Raw genomic sequence first — 19,632 nt, 5'->3', positions numbered from 1 at the left:
ATCTAATTCAGTCTTTCAACCTACTAATTTTGGGCTAAAAACCTATTTCTTTTTATTCAAGTCAAACTTTAATCCTAAGTTATATCTCGAGTTATAAAACTCCTTCTGCATGGTTCTAGAAGAAATGCCTTGATAATATCTTAAGGGCTTATTAGTAAGGTTATTTCCTTCCAGGTAAATCCTTAATGCTGGTGTTATAGAATATGCTGCATTCACATCTAAGAACGTCTGTTTGTCATAATATCTATCTTCAAAAGCTGAGCCACCCAATTCGTCAATGTAATCGCTAGAATAATTCACTGAAGCTCTGGCTACAAACTTTTTATTTTCGAAAGATAGCGAAGCATTAAACATATTGTTTGCCGTTCCTGGAAGAGCCAAATTCTCATCTTCACGCTCTTCTATCCCAGTAGTTGAAGATTTTGTGTAGGTGTAGTTCAGATAGATTCCAAAACCCTTCCATATCTGACGCTGAAGAGCAACTTCTAAACCGTAAACATCTGCCGTACCGCCGTTTTTAGGTAAACTATATTCTAAGTCATCACCAAATACTGGATCTGAATAGTTTTGTATGGTTTGAGAATAAATAAAATTGCTGATGTCTTTATAGAAAAAGCCCCCAGAAACAATACCCACGTTTTCGAAATAGTTTTCTGCCATTAAATCAATATTAGAAGCAGTAGTCGCTTTCAAATCTGGATTTCCTCTTTCCAATTCGGCATCTTGAGCACTATAATTTGCAAATGGCACTAGGTCATAGTAGTTCGGCCTAGCCATGGTGTTTGTCCAAGCAAATCTTATAATGGCATTTTCCTTAATATCATACTTCACATGCACACCTGGCAAAAAATTTCCGTAAGAATTCGTTCTTGAATCTTTAGAAACCGTCTCGTCGTCTATGTTATATACGTTTCCGGTATAGTCAATGTTTGTATGCTCATATCTCAAACCAACAATTGCAGAAAGCTTAGGCGTAATCTGCTGGTCTACCATGGCATAAACAGCCTGAATGCCTTCATTTGCAGCATAAATACCAGAAATGTATTCTTCTGGAACGTCCTTCTTTTCAAAAAGAGCCGTATTATTCAAATCAAGATTTCCAAGAAATTCTGGGTTGGCAAATTGACCTACTTGATATGTTGAACCAGGTAAAAAGCCAGCATCAGAATAATCTGAATGCGGAACGCTGGCCAGGTCGGTTATCGTTTCATTGATCTGCTCATATTCAAAGTAGTTCAAGTCTCTGTTTTTTTCTTTGTTCCTTGATCTACCACCAAACTTCAACACACCATTATTCGAATATGGTAGCTGAAAATCTAATTTCGCATTAAGATCTTTATCAAAAGTATATTGATACTGCTCAGAAATGGCGTCAAGGCCTATAGACAGATTATCTGCTCTGTTTGCCAAATAAGTAAAAGGAGACATGGTGTCTCTTACATCAATAGTAACCGTTTGGCTTTTGTCTCTAAAACTGATATAACGCTCGTTTGGTCTTTCTTCAGAAGCCTTAGCCAATGTCACATTCCATGTGGCCAGTAACCTATTGAAAAGATGAGTTCCGTTTAGGGTATAATTATAAACACGTTGGTCTTCTAACCTTTTAGCCTTATTTCTGTCTGTGTTTAACCCTCCTTTGGTCTGGTATTCTACTCTCCCTGCAGATGAGGTAAATGTCCCGTCAGAATTTAAAGTGAAATCGCCGTCATCAAAAGCGTCTTCCAGTTGACTCACTCTCATTCTAAATCTATTTTCCCAGTCGTCTCTCCAGTTATACATGGCTGAGAAACCAATAGAATGATTGGTACTTAATTCATAATCAAGATTGGCAGAAAAACTTCTTCTAACACGCTGAACCTGATAAGCTCTAATATCCAATTCGTCAATAACCGCACCTTGTTCTGAATCTACCCAAACTGCTTCCACGTTATCCGAGCCAAAATTATGGTCATTATAAGAGCCTGAAAGTACAAAACCCAGCTTCTGATTAAAGATTCTGTTTCCTATCACGAAAGCACCATTATAAATGGGTTTCTTGGACAGCATGTTTATACCAGAGCCCAACGTTCCAGAAATTCTTAAATCGTTAGGAGCCTTTCTAGTGACCAAATTGACAGAACCGCCAATGGCATCCGCATCCATATTCGGTAAAACAGCTTTGTTAACCTGAATGGTCTGAATCATATCAGAAGGAATTAAATCCATCTGCACCATTCTATTGTCACCTTCAGCGGAAGGTATCCTTTCGCCATTTAAAGTAACCGAGTTTAGCTGAGGAGCCATACCTCTAATTACAATATTCCTGGCTTCCCCTTGGTCGTTCTGCATCGTAATTCCGGGAATCCTCTTCAAGGCATCTCCTATGTTTGAATCTGGAAACCTTCCTATTTGATCAGAAGAAACCACATTGGTAATATTGGCATTGGTTTTTTGTTGATTCAAAGCCTTCGCCTGGCCTTTTAGTCTATCTCCTAAAATTATCACTTCTTTTTTAAGGGTAATTCCAGAGATCAACTCAAAGGTAAATTTGTTTGGACCAGCTGCTAGGTTTATGATTTTCTCGAAAGTATTATATCCGATATAAGAGATTTTAACATTCCTAGAACCTGAGCTAAGGTTAGTTAAATAAAAGCTTCCGTTCATATCCGAGATAGCCGTTTTACCATCTACTTTTACGCTTGCTCCCGGCAGCACCAATCCGTTATCGTCGTAAACATGACCAGAAATGCTCGCCTCTTGTGCTATTGATATTATTGAAATAAAAAGAAAGGTTATTAAAGTAAAGACTCTCTGCATATTTTAGGTATTTTGTTAAAGTTCCGCAAAGGTATTTTTCTAATATTATCGAATTGTTACGCTAAAGTTTCGAATTTGTTTAATATCAAATCTTAGATTTAAAAGCACTTTACTCAGAATAAAACATTCATTTACACCCGATTAAAAAAGACTAGAAAAAAGGCTCCGCCGTAAAAACTCATCAGAGGATGTCCATTCCAAATCTTTTTCAATCTCAAAACACACGCCTTCCGTACATAGATTTTATACCACTTGATATGATAAGCATAATTATCCCTACCTATAACGAGACTGAGCAAATTAAACCTTGTTTGGATCAGATACGGAATAATATCCCGCAAAGCACGGCTTATGAAATCATTCTAGCCGATTCTCCACTTTCAAATGACAACCTTGAAAAAGTAGCCCACAACTTAGACGTTGAACTCTATAAAGCCCAAAAAGGGGGACGGAACCATCAGATGAATGAGGCTGCAAAAAAAGCAAAAGGTGACATTCTATATTTTGTTCATGCGGATGTCATGGTTCATCAAGATTTCATCAAGGATATATATGATGCGGTAAAAAATGGAGCGGATATGGGTTCTTACCGAAGTTGGTACGACGACTACCCAAACCCATTACTTTATATCAATGCTTTTTTCACCAGGTTTCCTATGATATGGTGCCGCGGTGGCGACCAAACCTTATTTATAAAAAGCGAAGTTTTTGAGAAGCTCAATGGCTTCAGTGAAAAACACTGTATTATGGAGGATTATGACATCATAGTAAGAGGTAAAGACAAATTTAAGTTTAAAATAATCCCAAAAAATGTTTTAATTTCTTCACGGAAATATACGATAAATGGCTATTGGACAATACAGAAAGCCAACTATTTAGTCATGAAAAAATGGATTAAAAACCAAGCTAGCCCACAAGAACTTCATCAAACCTACAAAAGCCTTCTGAAGCATTAAGAAAACAACCTCTTTGAAAATCTTATAATGATACCTCATAAATAAAAAAGGTGTTTATCGCGTATCCTAACGAAATGTTAAAACGCTTTAAATGCTAAACAAAAAGCAACATTTTTCACAGCTTTATGCCACCATAGCATATAAAGACAGATGCAACCTGCTTTTAGCTAACATTCAACCAAAACTCTAACATCTAAAATTCATCATTTGTCTGCGAGATAGCCAAATCTGTAGCTATATTTGACAAAAGTGCATTTGAAATAAAACAAATCGTGAGTCTTTGCTGCAATGATAGAAAGATGCAACCGTTTTAATGTTACAAACATTTATTCAATACATAAGCAGACACTTAACGATCCCCAAAAGATTGGGTGCCATTCATGAAATCATTTTTTAAAGAGATTTTCGAATATAACCATCACTTCAACCAAAAGTTAATCGAAGAGTTGGTTAAGCATAAAGATGTTCTTCCAGAAAGAACACATCCGCTTTTTTGTCATATGCTAAATGCTCACCAAATCTGGAATGCCAGATTAATGTATACTACGCCATTTGGTGTTAACCAGATATATTCTTGTGAGAAAGCACATCAAATTGACTCCATAAACCTAGACAACTCTTTAAAAATCATTAAAGACCTGGATATGGATACAAAAATCACTTATACAAATCCCAAAGGAGAAACATTTGTGAACACCGTTCAAGACATCCTCTTCCATACCGTAAATCATCATACCCACCACCGTGGTCAAATAATTTCGGACTTTAGGCAGGCAGGTATAGAACCCTTAATAACTGATTATATTTTTCTTAAAAGAGGGGGTTTCTGCAAATCTTAAACCCGCTTTATGCATCAGGCAATCTCCCGATTTTATCGGGACCGTAGCTAAATTGTTTCAAATCAGTATGTAAACTCAATCACCATAGCCCTTCGACATTAGGTCAGGGTAAACACTATTCCAATTTCCTTTAATTGTCTGGTTTATTGCACTTTAACTTCTTATAACGTCTCCCCAACGCATAATCCGGGTTAAACCAAGATATTCATTTCCCCTATTGGTTCTATAGGTTCTGGCAAATCCGTTTCATCTAGCATCTGACGGATATCTCTTTCTATCCCCACCACCATACTACTGATGGGGACGTCATTATATGTACCTTCAAAAGGATTTTCACTATAATCGCCTATCATTTCCATAGTCCAGAAAACCCAAGAACCTAGCACAGAAAAAACAGCAGAAAACCAAATGGAATGGCTTGAACCCAAACCTACAAACACATCAAGCATACCGAAAGGTAAAAGAATCACAAATAAGAGAACGAAATAATAATTTACAGTGGCATATTGACGTGGAAAAGGGAAGTTTTTAATTCGTTCAGACTTCCCCTGCAGTGCATAAAATTCCGTGATTAAGGCATGCATTTCTAAATGCCTGAAACGGTCTAACTTCCCCATTTTTTTAAGGGAAATTATATCTTTAGACTGGAGACTTAATAAATGAGAAGACCTATTTCCCTTTCCCATCACATAGTCGTATTCCGATGGACTTATATAATCTTTAAGTTTTTCAAATTTACTTTCTGAATAATCGGTATCAAACGCCTTTCTGAAAGCTCGTTCCGTGCTCCCATTATGCTCCCACTTTTTTAATTTCCTCAGCTCAAAACTAAGGGCGTAGAGCCAAGCTATATGTCTATAAACTAATCGTTTACTAATCTCCGTTTCTTCTACTTCTGGCCTTGTCTTAGTAAAAACAAAGTCTCTGGACATGACCGTAAATGAACGAGAGGCATTTACTATTCCACCCCATATTTTTCTGGCTTCCCAAAGCCGCTCATAAGAGGAATTATTTTTAAAGCCAAGGTAAAAAGCTACCGCAATACCAATCAATGATATGGGTTGCCAAGGAATATGCAGCCACTCCCAACCAAAAAAGTGATATAACACCACGGGAATAGCATCTATAACAAGAAATGCAAATAGGAATTTCATTTCCCATCTTAGTAATTGAAACAAACTATATCTTCTTCCTGCTTGCATGCCAATTTCACTTGATTTAAAACAAATTTAGCCTTTTTCTCCAATTCGTATGGACAAATAGTCTTCCTCTATTCAATGGGAAAGGCTACATTTGAAATATCAAAAATTATAGACAGGAATGCCTCTTTTCCCCAAAACAGTCCCTCCGCAATTAAATGGCCTAGTCAGGAGCATTCCAGAGGAAACGGCTAACATGCTTTCTCATGCCATTGGACTGCTCATTTTCCTTGTTCTAACGCCTATATTGCTGATTAAAGCTTCATCTATCCAGGGGGATTGGTATTTCTGGGGATGCCTGGTTTTCGTGATATCGCTGCTTATGGTATACACCTCTTCCACCTTATATCACGGAACTTTTAAGCTAGAACTTAGAAAAAGGCTAAGGGTAGTAGATCACATTTGTATTTACTTTTTAATAGCGGGGAGTTTTTCTCCATTTATTCTGGCTCATCTTCAAACCAAAATTGGTCTGCTCATCTTCGTTATATTATGGCTTATTGTTCTTGTGGGGAGCGTTTTTAAATATTTCTTCACCCATAGATTTAATCTAGTGGCTACTTTAGCTTACGTAGGTATGGGTTGTATGGCATTTTTTATCATCGAACCGCTATTTAAGGTCATTCCAGAAACCAGTGCTTATTGGCTTACCATTGGCGGAGCCTCATATCTTATTGGTGTGTTTTTCTACCTTTGGAAGAGTCTAAAATATGGTCATTTCATTTGGCATCTTTTTGTCTTAGGTGGTAGCCTTTCTCATTATTTAGCCGCTTGGTATTTATATTAAAACTCTAGCCTAAAAGCCGTTCCCTGTCCCAATTCCGATCTCACCGTAAGATCTCCCCTATGCATCTGAAGAATCTGTTTTGAAAGGCTCAAACCGATTCCCTGTCCTGTTTTCTTAGTGGTATAAAAAGGTATGAATATTTTCTCCAATGCTTCTTGGACAATACCCAAACCATTGTCTTTTACTTCGATGGCATTTCTTTTTGACAGCTGCATTGCTTTTACCAAAACCAAACCTTTTTCCTTTTCTGAAATAGCCTCAAAGGCATTTTTGACCAGATTTATCAATACCATTTCTATTTGGTCAATGTCACACCAGACCGTAAAATCAGACTCCACAGAAAAAGAAATATCTAATGTTTTGGCCTTGGCATCTGCCAATACCAAAGTTTCTATTCTATTTAAAATTTCGGAGACCGCCACTTCTTTAAAAACCGGTTTTGGTAAGGTGGTAAAATCTCTATAGGCATTCACAAAACTCATGACCCCTTTTCCTCTAGATTCTATCGTTTTCAAAGCTTCGCTTAAATCTTCAATGGCCTCATTATTCTCAACCTTATTCATCAAATCTTCTTGAACGATGTCTCTCATGGTACCTACCAGAGAAACAATAGGTGCAATGGAATTCATAATTTCATGCCTTAATACCTTCGTCAAATTTTGCCATGCATCCAGCTCCTTTTCTTGTAACTCGGATCTAATGTTTTGAAGTGAAATAATCTTAACGGCACGCCCTCTCAAATTCACCTTTGTGGCATTTACAGCCAGCTGGATTCCGTTTTTCCCATTATACATATACCTACCCCCTGAGGTCAGCTTTCGCATTTCATGATAAAGTGTAGCGTGTTCTGTTTTAAGTAAATCGCTCAAATTCCTCAACCTATAAACATCCAAAAGGCGGATTGCAGCATTATTAAGAACCTCTATCTGCCCATGGGCATCATAGCAAATAATACCCACATCTATATGCTGAACCATGGTATTCAGAAAGTGAATGTTTGCTTCCTTTTCTGCTCTGGCAGACTTAAAAGCTTCTATCACCTGATTCATTTCCAAGTTGAGATCTTGAAAACTCTTGCCCAGCTTATTATCCGAACTAAACTTTACGGTGAAATCGGAATATTGAATGGACTCAAAAAAACGAGTCAACTTAATATTAACCCCAGAAGCATAATTATAAAGAGAAACCCCAGAAATAACCGCTGCAATTAAAAATATCACCGCTACTGGTTTATTTCCCGAGTACCACACAAAAGGTATAGGACAAAGAAAAATGGTCAAGAAAACTATCCTAAAGACTATCTGAATTGAAAATCTTTTCATTTAGATACCATATTTTTCAATTCTCCTATAAAGAGCCGCTCTAGAAAGTCCTAATTCTTTAGACGCCTCTGTAATATTTCCATTGAATTTTTTTAAAGCCTTTACTATCATATGTTGCTCCATATTCTCCAGATCATAGCTTTTAGTGGTTTCATGGGAAGCCTTAAACTGATGCTGCTCGCCAAAAACATCTTCAATTGCCAAGGTGTTTTTCTGGCACATTATAACCGCTCTTTCTATAGCATGTTGAAGCTCTCTCACGTTTCCAGGCCAGTTATACCTGTTCATTTCTTTAACCAGTGCCGAGCTTAGTCCCGTAATTTTCCTATTATACTTTTTCTTATATATCTCCAGAAAATGATTCCCCAAAAGTTCTATATCACCCGTTCTTTCACGTAGCGGCGGCAGTTCAATGGTAATGGTGTTAATCCTGTACAATAAATCTTGCCTAAACTCACCCTTTGCCACCATCTCCTGAATAGGGCTATTGGTGGCACACACCAACCTTATATCCACATTCTGAGGTTTATTATTTCCCAACTTCACTATGGTTCGCGACTGAAAAACATTTAGGAGTTTACTCTGAACAGGGAGCGATAAGTTACCTATTTCATCCAAAAAGAGCGTACCCTTATTAGCCTCCTCAAACTTGCCCACTCTATTTTCTTTGGCGTCTGTAAAGGCTCCTTTTACATGACCAAAAAGCTCACTTTCCACAAGTGTTTCTGGCATAGCAGCCAAGTCTACCCTTACAAAACTCTGCTTTTTACGCTGGGAAAGCTTATGTAGGGCACTCGCCACTAAATCTTTACCGGTACCGTTTTCGCCCAAAAGAAGCACGTTGGCGTCTGTGTCTGCCACCCTATCTACGGTACTAAAAACCTTTTTCATAGCTTCTGAACTCCCTATAATGTCATCATCAGAAGAAGGTTTCTTGTCTGGAGGAGCCTCGCCTAAGGCAGATTGTATGGTAGAAAGCAGTTTATCATTTTCCCATGGCTTTATCACAAAATCCTTTGCTCCAAGTTTTATAGATTTTACTGCCATTTCCACGTCACCATAGGCTGTAAACAGCACTACTTTAACCTCCGGTTTCAAATCCAGTATCTTGTCTAACCACAAGAAACCCTCTCTACCCGTATTTACGTCTTGGGTAAAATTCATATCCAACAGTATGAGGTCAAACTCATAATTGTTTAAGAGAAATGGTATTTTCTCAGGATTTTTCTCAATCGTAACTTCATCAAAATGCCTTTTCAAAAAAAGTTTGGCTGCACTTAAAATGTCGACATCGTCATCTATGACTAATATTTTTGACATGGTTATCTTTTTAATAGTTTCGTCTTTCCCTTTGGGCAAATTCAAAGATGTATCGTTTTTAAAATTAACATAATAATTCGTGAGATACATCTGTATAAATATTGAATTCTAATACATAATAAAAGACCTTGTCAAGTAGTGTTCGGAAACGGACATTCATGTACGCTGCCGAACGAATAAAAAACGGACACTTTATCATAAAATACTCATAAACAAACACATAGTCTATTTGGCACAGGTTTAGAATATCAATTGGCACACGCCTTTTGACCAAATCAATAAACGGGGGCTGGAAAAGAAATGGATAGAAAAATAGAAAAGAAGTTTTGGACAGTAAAACGCATAGGTTTGATAGCTCTTGGAGTTGTGGTGATTTCACTGCTTGGATACAATTTTATCTTCGCAGACCACAGGTCAAAACTTAATGTAGAAACCGATAAAATTTCAGTGTCAGAAGTGTCAGAAGGTATTTTTGACGAGTTCATCATCGTTCAGGGTGTGGTACAACCTTTAAAAACCATTCAGCTAGATGCTATTGTAGGTGGATATGTCACCAACAAGCTAGTGGAAGGTGGAAATATGGTGAGTCAAGGCCAGATCATTTTAAGATTGGAAAATCAGCAACTAAAATTAAATTTTCTGCAATCTGAAACAGAGGCCAGCCGCCTGGTAAACGATTTACAGAACACGCGTCAACGTCTAAAAGTTGAACGCTTTACGCTACAAAAAACATTAAGTGATTTGGACTTTCAAATTGCTCAAGCCAAAGACGCCTTTGACAGGAATCAACAATTGAAAAAGGATAATGTGGTCTCCGACATGGAATACATGCGTACCAAAAGAGATTATGAAAAGTTGGTAAAACAAAGAGAGATTGAGATAGAATCTCAAAAATATCAGGAAGAAAACGCTGCACTTCAAATAAAGCAATTAGAAGGCACTTTAGAAAGAACACAGAAAAACGTAGACTTGTGGAGACAAACATTAGAAAATCTAGTGGTGAAAGCTCCGGTGGCAGGTTTGCTATCATCTATAGACGTGGAGATAGGCTCCAACATAAATCAAGGTCAAAATATAGGTCAGATAGACGATATGAACGGCTTTAAAATGCGTGTTGAGATTGATGAGCACTATATTTCAAGAATTTTTGCCGGCTTACAAGCCAACTTTGACTTCAATGGTAGTACCCATAAAATGGAAATCATCAAAGTATATCCAGAGGTTTTAAACGGCCGTTTTGCAGTGGATATGGTATTTAGCAAGTCCGCTCCTGATGGAATCAGAAGGGGTCAATCTTCTCCAATTAGATTAGAGCTGGGGAAATCTGAGAAGGCCACTTTACTTCCAGTAGGTGGTTTCTTCTCAGACACCGGAGGAAACTGGGTGTATGTGGTAGAAGAAGGAGGAGCCAAAGCCACAAAGAGAAACATTACACTAGGCAGAAAAAACCCAAGACACTATGAAGTATTAGATGGTCTTAAACCTGGAGAAAAAGTGGTGACGAGTTCTTATGGAAACTTTGGGGATAAGGAGGTTTTGGAGTTGAAATAGAGTAAGGGTTAATAGTTCGAAAGTTAAATGTTAAAAGCTCTTTCGAAAACTACCTGCCCAACTTGTTATTAACACTATTTATTAAAGTTTGAATTTGTTTTGATACGGAAATGATGCGAGAATTGAAATTATCTGCGACAGTCTCTTCTAAAAGCCCCACAGCTTTGGCTATGACTAATTGTGTTCTAATTTCTCCAGCAGAGCCTTTTGAAAACTTAAGAAAACGAACAAACTCTTTGTCATTGTTTCTTTCAAATCCTTCGGCGATATTGGAAGGGACTGATACGCCCGCTCTTAAAATCTGGTCTTTAAAACCAAAATCTCGACAGTTCGAAAATTTTTTATATAGGTCAATAGATATTTTGATTGAATCTTGCCAAATCCTTAAATCTTCTATTGATGAAATCTTAGACATAATTAACTTGAAGTATGGTAATAGGCTAAAGTTAAAACCTTTAACTCTTAACCTGTAACTTGTAACCAAATAAAAAATGATAAAAACAACCAACTTACAAAAGATGTTTACCACCGACGAAGTGGAGACTACGGCCTTAAATGGCTTGGATTTTGAAATTAAGGATGGCGAGTTTGTGGCCATTATGGGGCCTTCAGGCTGCGGCAAATCTACCTTACTTAATATCTTAGGACTATTAGACAATCCTACGGAAGGAAGCTATGATTTCTATGGCACCGAAGTGGGCGGAATGAGCGAGCGTCAGCGTGCTCAGTTAAGAAAAGGAAACATTGGTTTTGTGTTTCAAAGCTTTAACTTGATTGATGAGTTAACTGTTTTTGAAAACGTGGAGCTACCCCTTCTTTATCTTAAAATACCTTCTGCAGAACGTAAAGAAAAAGTAGAAGCGGCATTGGAAAGAATGAATATGATGCACAGAAGGAATCATTTCCCTCAGCAGCTTTCTGGTGGTCAGCAGCAGCGTGTTGCCATTGCCCGTGCCGTAGTAGCCAAACCTAAATTAATTCTGGCAGATGAACCTACTGGTAATTTGGACTCTGCGAACGGTGAAGATGTAATGAAACTCTTGCAGGAACTAAATCAAGAAGGTACCACCATAGCCATGGTGACTCACTCTCCATATGATGCTGGTTTTGCTCACAGAACCGTCAACTTATTTGATGGTCGAATTGTAACGGAGAATTTTCACGTTTAATCTACCTCTAGATTAAAACAAGACTATAATGATTTTAAGCGAAGGTGAGTTTTAAACAGCTCGGCTTCGCTCAATTTGAACTTACAACATACATGACAATCTCTTAAAACCATTACTAAAACACAGTGAAACCCTAAAACCTAACGGTCATGCTTCAAAACTATATCAAAATAGCCCTGAGAAATTTAATCAAAAACGGGCTTTTTTCGTCGCTGAACCTTTTTGGTTTGTCGTTTGGGATCGTCATATTCTTGTACCTTTTTCTATTTACAAAACAGGAACTCTCTTTTGATAAATATCATACAAATGCGGATCACATTTACCGTGTCGGTCAAACTGTCAGTTTTCAAGGAAAAGAAGACTGGGGATCTGTACCTAATATAGTAGGTCCCAAAATGACTGAGGAGATTCCTGAAATTAAATCTTACACTCGCTTTTTGCATCACTCATTCGGGAATATTGCTTTCGTAAACACCGACCAAAACAAATTTTCCGAAAAAAAACTCTATTGGACCGACCCTGGACTATTCGATATTTTCAATGTTCAATTAATTTCCGGAAACCCAAAAACCGCACTAGATGCTCCAAACAAAATCATTATCAGTAAGACAAGTGCCGAAAAGTATTTTGGCAATGAAAACCCTTTGGGTAAGTCTTTAAAAGTTGACAATGATTATGAAATGACCGTAAGTGGTGTCTATGAAGATTTCCCAAACAATTCTACGATTGATGCCGATCTTATTGGCTCCTTTTCAACAGTAAAGTGGGCTAGCGATAACTTACATTGGAGTAACGCTAGTTATGAGACCTACTTTTTGATGGAACCCCAAGCCAATCTTAAAAAAGTAGTAACTAAAATCAATGCCATTCTGGATGAAAATATTGCCAAGGAGAATCAATGGTTCACATTTTGGTTACAACCACTTACCGATATCCATTTGTATTCTACCCATATTGTTAATACCAATATGACAAAAGGTAGCGATATAAAGCAGGTAAATATATTGATAGCTTTGGCATTGGGGATTTTAATCATCGCGTGTATTAATTATATGAATTTGGCTACGGCTCAATCACAAAAACGTATAAAAGAAGTAGGGATTAGTAAGGCTATGGGTGCCAGTCAGTCAAGCCTTATAAAAAGGTTTTATACCGAAGCACTTATTATGGTGTCTCTCGCCGTCTTTCTTGGATTTATGCTATTAATCATAGGGCTACCTTTCTTAAATAGTATCGCTGGGGAAAAAATATCTTTGAATTCAGTGATTGATATTCCTTTAATAATTGGCATTGTCATAACCACTATCGCATTAGCAATTGTTGCTGGCTCCTACCCTGCACTTTTACTTTCTTCTTTTTCTCCACTTTCTCTTTTTGGAAGAAAAGACGATTACGTCTTTGCCGCTTCAACGGTTAGGAAAGGCTTAGTCATCGTCCAGTTTTCAGCCTCGATTATTTTAATGATTGGCACATTCGTTTTTTACAGTCAGATGAAATTTATTCAGGACCGACAACTCGGCTATGACACAAAACACGTGGTTGCCATTAACATGCAAGGTGCCGAAAATAAAACCCAAATAGATGACCTCCTGGCTTCTTATAAGAATATGACTTATGTGGGTTCGGTTTCACGATCACAAACTTACCCTGGTGCTAGTGGAAGTGGCCGTACTATTGTGCGTTACGAAGAGCCTGATAAAGTATTGGCAATCCAAACTAACTATACTGACCCCGAAATATTAGAAACGCTTAATATTAAACTATTAGCGGGTCAAATGTTTACCAACAAAACCGCTCTCCAAGACTCAACTGTACAGGTGGTAGTCAACAAAACAACCATTGATTTTCTAGGCTTTTCACCCGATGAGGCCATAGGACAAATTGCTTATAATCTTTTCAATTGGAATAAAGCCGTTATTGTGGGCGTTATGGAAGATTTTCATTTCCAAGACTTCCATAAACCCATAGGTGCCTATGCTTTTCATAACAGTCCGTCTGAAGAAAAGAACAACTTATTGGTACAGTTTAGCGGTGGAAATTTGGCAGATAACCTATCGGTTTTAGAGGCTGGTTTTCACAAATCAGTCCCTTCTTCTGCCTTTGAATATCAGTTTTTGGATGATGTGGTAGCTAGGCTATATGCTACAGAAGAGCAATTGGGACGAATTGTTCTGTTCTTTTCAATTACCGCAATTTTTATTGCCTGCTTGGGGCTTTTCGGACTTTCTGCTTTTACTGCTGAGCAGCGAACTAAAGAACTCGGTGTTAGAAAAGTATTAGGTGCAAACTTTGCCAATTTAGTGCGTTTACTTTCCTCGGACTTCCTGAAACTCGTATTAATCGCTCTTTTCATATCGGCACCCATAGCTTGGTATATGCTCAATGGCTGGCTAGAAACATATGCCTTTCATATCAGCATGCCTTGGTGGATTTTTGGAGCATCAGGTATCCTCACTATTTTGATAGCATTCTTAACGGTGAGTTACCAATCTATCAAAGCAGCATTAATTAATCCGGTAGAGAGTTTGAAGAACGAGTAAAAGCTTTTCACTACCGAACAGTGTGTCCGATTTTGGACAAATTGCCATTGCTTCGAATCCGTTAAAAAGCTCATTATAAGCACTATAGTCTTACTGGCACAGTTTGGGTTATTCATTAAGTGTCAATCGCACTTTCATAGAATATTTAGAATTATGATTAAGAATTACATCAAAATCGCCTGGAGAAACCTAAAACACGACCTTAGTTTTTCTGCCTTGAACATATTGAGTTTAACCATCGGTTTAACTTTTAGTCTCTTGTTATTTTACTATGTCAAAGATGAATTAAGTTTTGATACTTATCATGAAAAAGGCGAACGTGTTTATCGTATAAACTCCGAATTAATAGAGCCAGAAAAAACCGACAATATTGCCATCTCTCCGATGATAATGGGACCTGCTCTTAAAACTGACTACGACGAAGTAGAGCATTCGGTAAGGTATATACCAGGAAACCAAAAGACACTTTTAAAGAATAATGGCCAAGAAGCCTACATAGAAAAAGTCTTTTATGCCGACAGTAATAACTTTGCCGTTTTTACGCATCCTTTTATCGTTGGAGACCCTAAAACCGCCTTAATTGAGCCTAATAGCATTGTTATTAGCAGGTCTACTTCTTTAAAGTTTTTCAAGAAACCCGAAGATGCTCTTGGCAAAGCTTTGGAAGGTGAAGGCACCAACGTTTATAAAGTAACGGGCGTGATGGAAGATGTTCCGGAGAATTCTCATATCCTTTTTAACTCGCTAATTTCAATCTCCACACTTTCCTACCTAAACGATCAAGGTCAAAACTGGGGTAATTTTGGAGCATTGACCTATGTCCTTCTTAAACCAGGGGCAAGCGTTAGCTCTTTTGAAGATAAACTTTCCTCTATCTACCCAACTTATCAAAAGTCGATTTTTGAGCAATTTGGTGTAACCATGAAATATGCCGCGATGCCGATTACGGATATCCATCTAAAAAGCACATTGAAATACGAACCAGAGCCTTTAGGGAACATAAACTATGTCTATACTTTTTCTACCATTGCTGTTTTACTTCTATTAATAGCTTGTATAAACTACATGAACTTGACCACCGCTCGTTCTGCCAGAAGGGCTAAAGAAATAGGAATTCGTAAGGTTTCTGGTTCTGTTCAGGGGCAGTTGGTTGCTCAGTTTTTAACTGAATCAATGCTGCTTTCTTTCATTTCTTTTGCTCTCAGTATGATTTTGATAGCAATTCTGCTGCCTTCGTTTAACGACATTTCAGGTAAAGCATTCTCCTTCTACTACATTCTGCAGCCACTCACATTACTTTATACTTTGGGTATCGTATTGTTTGCGGGTTTTATTGGCGGTAGTTACCCCGCTTTTTTCCTATCAAAATTTAACCCTTTAGTGGTCTTGAAAGGGAAATTATCAAAAGCATCTTCAAATGCGGGTCTTCGAAAGACCCTAGTGGTCATTCAGTTTACGGTTGCCATTGTCATGTTAATTTCTACATGGATAATCTACAATCAGCTTAATTATTTACAAAACAGAGATTTGGGTTACGATAAAGAGAACATCCTGGTGCTTTCTCTTCCCTTTGTAGAGCGTCGCAATACCAGCACGCTAGATTACATTAAAAATGAAGCTCTTCAAAATCCCAAAATAAAAGCAGTTTCTACCTCGTATTATACTCCGGGAACCACCGGTCAAAATTATAATTTATTTGAAATAGAAACTGCCGATGGGTTTACTTCACAAGGCATCGACAATTTTGGGATTGACGAAAATTATTTGGAAAACTTTGGGATAGCATTGGCCGAAGGCAGACAATTCAGATTAACAGACAGACCAGATTCTTGTATCAACGTGTTAGTTAATCAGGCCTTTGTTAAAAAGATGCATTGGGGAACGGGTGCTTTGGGTAAAAGAATCAAAAACCAAGGCAATGAGGCCGAACCATTTTTTTATGTTATTGGTGTGATAAAGGACTTCCACATGCGTTCTATCTATAATCCTATAGAGCCTCTTATGCTAACTTATACGCATAATAACGCCTCTATGCAATTTAAAGTGAAGGAAGAAGACATGGCTAGCTCCATTACTTACATTGAAAATATTTATAAAAAGTCTTTCCCAAAAGAGCCAATGGAATACTCTTTTGCTTCTGAAGATTTTAAGACGCAGTTTAAATCAGACCAAAAGCGTGGCCAGCTCTTTTCTACTTTCTCAGGGCTGACTATTATCCTTGCTTTTTTAGGGCTTTTAGGCTTGATAGCTTATACCACGCAGCAGCGTAAAAAAGAAATAGCAGTAAGGAAAGTAATGGGGGCTGAGAGCTACCAGATTGTGTTTTTATTGGCCAAAAACTTCATGATTCTAGTTGGGGTATCTTGCCTAATCGCATTTCCATTGTCTTACTATTTCCTAGACCAATGGTTAGATTCTTTCACCTTCAGAACGGCTATAAACCCAATTGTTTTTGCATATTCTGCTTTGATAATTCTTACGTTAACCATGCTTGCCGTGGCATATCATTCAATAAGAGCGGCTTTAGGAAATCAAGTGAATGCTATGCGGATTGAGTAAGACAGGGTGGCGTTTAGTTGAAATAATAAAACCCAACGTCCGACCCGTCCATTATCGGACATTCGGCAGGAGTAAACAATTCCACAAACACCTAACAAATAAGCATCTAACACTTCTGGCACAGTTTAGGAACTAAAGCTTAACATATAAAAGTCAATAGCATAAATGATTAAGAATTACATCAAAATCGCCTGGAGAAACCTCCTTAATTTAAAGTCTTTCGGACTTATAAATCTACTTGGTCTTACGGTGGGAACAGTCTGCTGTATGTCTATCTTGATTTATGTGCAGTCTCAGTTCGGTTATGAAAAACATTTCAAAGACTACGAAAGAATATATAAAGTAACCACCACCATTGACAATCCAGACACGCCAGATTTTGTAGCCATTACGTCTTCTCCAGGTATGGGTACAGCTCTGCTTCAAAACTTTGAAGAAGTGGAGATACAAACGCGAGTAGTGAGCATGGACAACGAGTTTCTTATGAAACCCGAAGGCTCTTCCAAATCATTTTTCGAGAAAGACGGCATTTTGGCTGATTCTACATTTTTTGACGTTTTTAGTTTTACCGGGATTGCGGGAAATTTAAAATCTGCTTTGGATAATCCAAACAGTATTGTCCTTTCTTCGGAAATAGCTAAAAAGCTATTTGGCAACTCCAATGCAGCGATGGGCAAGGCCTTACAAATTTCAAATTCGGGTGAAGCATTCACTGCCCAAGTAACGGCTATTTTTGACGAAAAAGTGGGCAAATCTCATTTAAGACCAAATTTTGTGCTCAGTATAGGAAGTACAGGAATGGGAAGGTTTGTCCAAAATTCCACTGAACTAGCTACTAATAATTTTGTTCACACTTATTTAAAGGTCAATCCCAATACTAAACTACCAGTCCTTGCCTCTAAACTTCCTAATTTCTTGGAAAAGAATGCGAAAGAGATGCTGCTTTCTAGAAATATGGATAAAACATTGGGCTTAATAAAAATAGAAGATATAAACCTTAAATCCAGCCAATATGCCTTTCCCATTGGCAAAGTCTCTGATATAAATTATCTGTATCTACTGCTTGGAATAGCCATTTTCATTCAACTCATGGCCTGTGTTAATTATATAAACTTAACCACTGCACAAGCCACTAGGAGAGCTAAAGAAATAGGCGTAAGAAAAGTCAACGGGGCTGCCAGCAAAGCCCTGGTTTATCAGTTTATTACCGAATCACTCTTATTCTCTCTCCTGGCCGTAATTTTGGCCATCCCCATTGTGATTCTAGCACTCCCATATATCAATGACCTTCTGAACGCTGAACTAAATATTCGTAATATTTTATCGCTACAAACACTATATATTATTTTAGGAATTAGCATATTAACAGGTGTATTAGCAGGCTCCTACCCTGCCTTCTACCTCTCCTTAATGAATCCTATCAAAATTCTAAAAAAGAGCTTTAAAACAGGGAAAAAAGCCTTTGTCCTTAGAAACGGACTTGTTGTTTTTCAGTTTGTCATGGTGTTTTTGCTTATATATGCTGTTTCCGTTATTACGCAGCAATTAAATCACCTCAGCAATACTGATATAGGTTTTTCACAAAACCAAAAGCTGGTAATTCCATTAAAAACACAAGGTGCTGTGGCAAATTATGAGGTGTTAAAAAATGAGTTGAAGTCTATTCCACAAGTAGCGGAAGTTACTGCTACCCAATTCATTCCGTCAGAAAACATCTGGTACGACCAAAAACTTTTTCTCAAAGGAAAGACTGTGGATGAGGGTCAAATAGTACACTTAAATTTAGCACGAGAGAACTTCTTTAAAACTATGGAAATCACGCTGTTGAAAGGGAGAGTATTCCCGGAGGCAGATGGCACCCAAATGGTAGTAAACGAAACCTTTTTAAAAACTTATGGTATAAACCTAGATAAGGCCATAGGTATGCAGTTCCTAAATCAGGAGATGGATGCCGGCGACACACCCTATGAAATAGTGGGCGTTATTAAAGATTACAATTTCCTTTCTTTAAAAACCGTGGTAGTCCCTGTAGCCACATTTTACGATAGTAATCTAAACAATATGATTGTCAAATTTGATGCACAGAACACCTCACAATTGCTGTCTGCTATGGAAGAAAAATGGTTGACAAAAAATCCAGATGTTCCTTTTCAATATAGTTTCCTAGACGAGCGGATGGCCACTGTTTATGCAACTGAATTACGCCTTAAAAAAGTCTCACACACCTTCGCCTTTTTGGCCATTTTTATCAGTTTGCTGGGCATATGGGGATTGGTTTCCTTCACTACCCAGCAACGTACCAAAGAGATTGGTGTTAGGAAAGTTTTGGGAGCGTCTGTAAGCGAGATTACCAGACTACTTTCAAAAGAATTTGTGATATTGGTAGGTATCTCTGTGATTATAGGAGCACCCTTAGGCATGTATGCCATGGGCTCATGGTTAGACGGATATGCTTATAAAATTAATAACACGTCTGTTTTAATGATTTTTGCAGCTCTTACTACATTGATCGTTTGTCTTATTACTGTGATATACAAAACATTGAATGCCGCGAAAGCAAATCCTGTGGACAGCATTAAAAGCGAATAGTTTAA

General features: G+C 37.7%; 13 protein-coding genes. 8 read left to right on the top strand and 5 right to left on the bottom strand.

The genetic code is table 11. The annotated features are described in order from the left end of the window. Window positions 1-42 precede the first annotated feature (42 nt). Entirely contained in the window at window positions 43-2,796 is a 2,754-nt protein-coding gene (locus ACSBFT_RS19925; protein ID WP_489602165.1) for a TonB-dependent receptor, read from the bottom strand. Window positions 2,797-3,053: 257 nt separating this feature from the next. On the opposite strand from ACSBFT_RS19925, the gene ACSBFT_RS19920 reads away from it, so the two are divergent. After that, window positions 3,054-3,752, top strand: a complete 699-nt coding sequence (locus tag ACSBFT_RS19920) for a glycosyltransferase (protein ID WP_489602164.1) — start codon at window positions 3,054-3,056, stop codon at window positions 3,750-3,752. Window positions 3,753-4,132: 380 nt separating this feature from the next. After that, window positions 4,133-4,591 (top strand): DinB family protein, encoded by a 459-nt coding sequence (locus tag ACSBFT_RS19915; protein ID WP_463048662.1) that lies wholly within the window; start codon window positions 4,133-4,135, stop codon window positions 4,589-4,591. Between the two features lie 191 nt (window positions 4,592-4,782). Here ACSBFT_RS19915 and ACSBFT_RS19910 read toward each other — a convergent pair whose 3' ends face one another. After that, entirely contained in the window at window positions 4,783-5,793 is a 1,011-nt protein-coding gene (locus ACSBFT_RS19910; RefSeq protein WP_489602163.1) for a bestrophin family protein, read from the bottom strand. Between the two features lie 118 nt (window positions 5,794-5,911). Here ACSBFT_RS19910 and trhA point away from each other — a divergent pair, with 118 nt between their 5' ends. Then, entirely contained in the window at window positions 5,912-6,577 is a 666-nt protein-coding gene (gene trhA, locus ACSBFT_RS19905) for a PAQR family membrane homeostasis protein TrhA (protein ID WP_489602162.1), read from the top strand. Here trhA and ACSBFT_RS19900 read toward each other — a convergent pair. Continuing rightward, entirely contained in the window at window positions 6,574-7,899 is a 1,326-nt protein-coding gene (locus ACSBFT_RS19900; protein ID WP_463048659.1) for a sensor histidine kinase, read from the bottom strand. The genes trhA and ACSBFT_RS19900 overlap by 4 nt on opposite strands. Further along, complete coding sequence (locus ACSBFT_RS19895) at window positions 7,900-9,219, bottom strand: sigma-54-dependent transcriptional regulator (protein ID WP_463048658.1); 1,320 nt, start codon at window positions 9,217-9,219, stop codon at window positions 7,900-7,902. A gap of 300 nt (window positions 9,220-9,519) precedes the next feature. Here ACSBFT_RS19895 and ACSBFT_RS19890 point away from each other — a divergent pair, with 300 nt between their 5' ends. After that, window positions 9,520-10,770: an efflux RND transporter periplasmic adaptor subunit gene (locus ACSBFT_RS19890; protein ID WP_463048657.1), complete on the top strand. Its 1,251-nt coding sequence runs from the start codon at window positions 9,520-9,522 to the stop codon at window positions 10,768-10,770. 49 nt (window positions 10,771-10,819) lie between these two features. Here ACSBFT_RS19890 and ACSBFT_RS19885 read toward each other — a convergent pair whose 3' ends face one another. Next, a complete protein-coding gene (locus tag ACSBFT_RS19885) occupies window positions 10,820-11,185 on the bottom strand; it encodes a four helix bundle protein (protein WP_489602161.1) in 366 nt (121 codons plus the stop codon). Window positions 11,186-11,261: 76 nt separating this feature from the next. Here ACSBFT_RS19885 and ACSBFT_RS19880 point away from each other — a divergent pair, with 76 nt between their 5' ends. From ACSBFT_RS19880 to ACSBFT_RS19865, 4 genes are all read left to right on the top strand, one after another. Continuing rightward, window positions 11,262-11,939, top strand: a complete 678-nt coding sequence (locus tag ACSBFT_RS19880) for an ABC transporter ATP-binding protein (protein WP_463048655.1) — start codon at window positions 11,262-11,264, stop codon at window positions 11,937-11,939. Between the two features lie 149 nt (window positions 11,940-12,088). After that, on the top strand, window positions 12,089-14,479 hold the full coding sequence (locus ACSBFT_RS19875; RefSeq protein WP_489602160.1) for an ABC transporter permease: 2,391 nt from the start codon (window positions 12,089-12,091) through the stop codon (window positions 14,477-14,479). A gap of 153 nt (window positions 14,480-14,632) precedes the next feature. Continuing rightward, window positions 14,633-17,038 carry an ABC transporter permease gene (locus ACSBFT_RS19870; RefSeq protein WP_489602159.1) on the top strand — a complete coding sequence of 802 codons (2,406 nt, stop codon included), beginning with the start codon at window positions 14,633-14,635 and terminating at the stop codon, window positions 17,036-17,038. A gap of 165 nt (window positions 17,039-17,203) precedes the next feature. Then, the gene (locus ACSBFT_RS19865) at window positions 17,204-19,627 is read left to right on the top strand and encodes an ABC transporter permease (RefSeq protein ID WP_489602158.1); all 2,424 of its coding nucleotides are present in this window, start codon (window positions 17,204-17,206) and stop codon (window positions 19,625-19,627) included. Window positions 19,628-19,632: the final 5 nt, after the last annotated feature.

The organism is Arcticibacterium sp. SM2516 (assembly GCF_057914865.1).
This window is presented reverse-complemented; position numbering and strand designations above follow the sequence as displayed.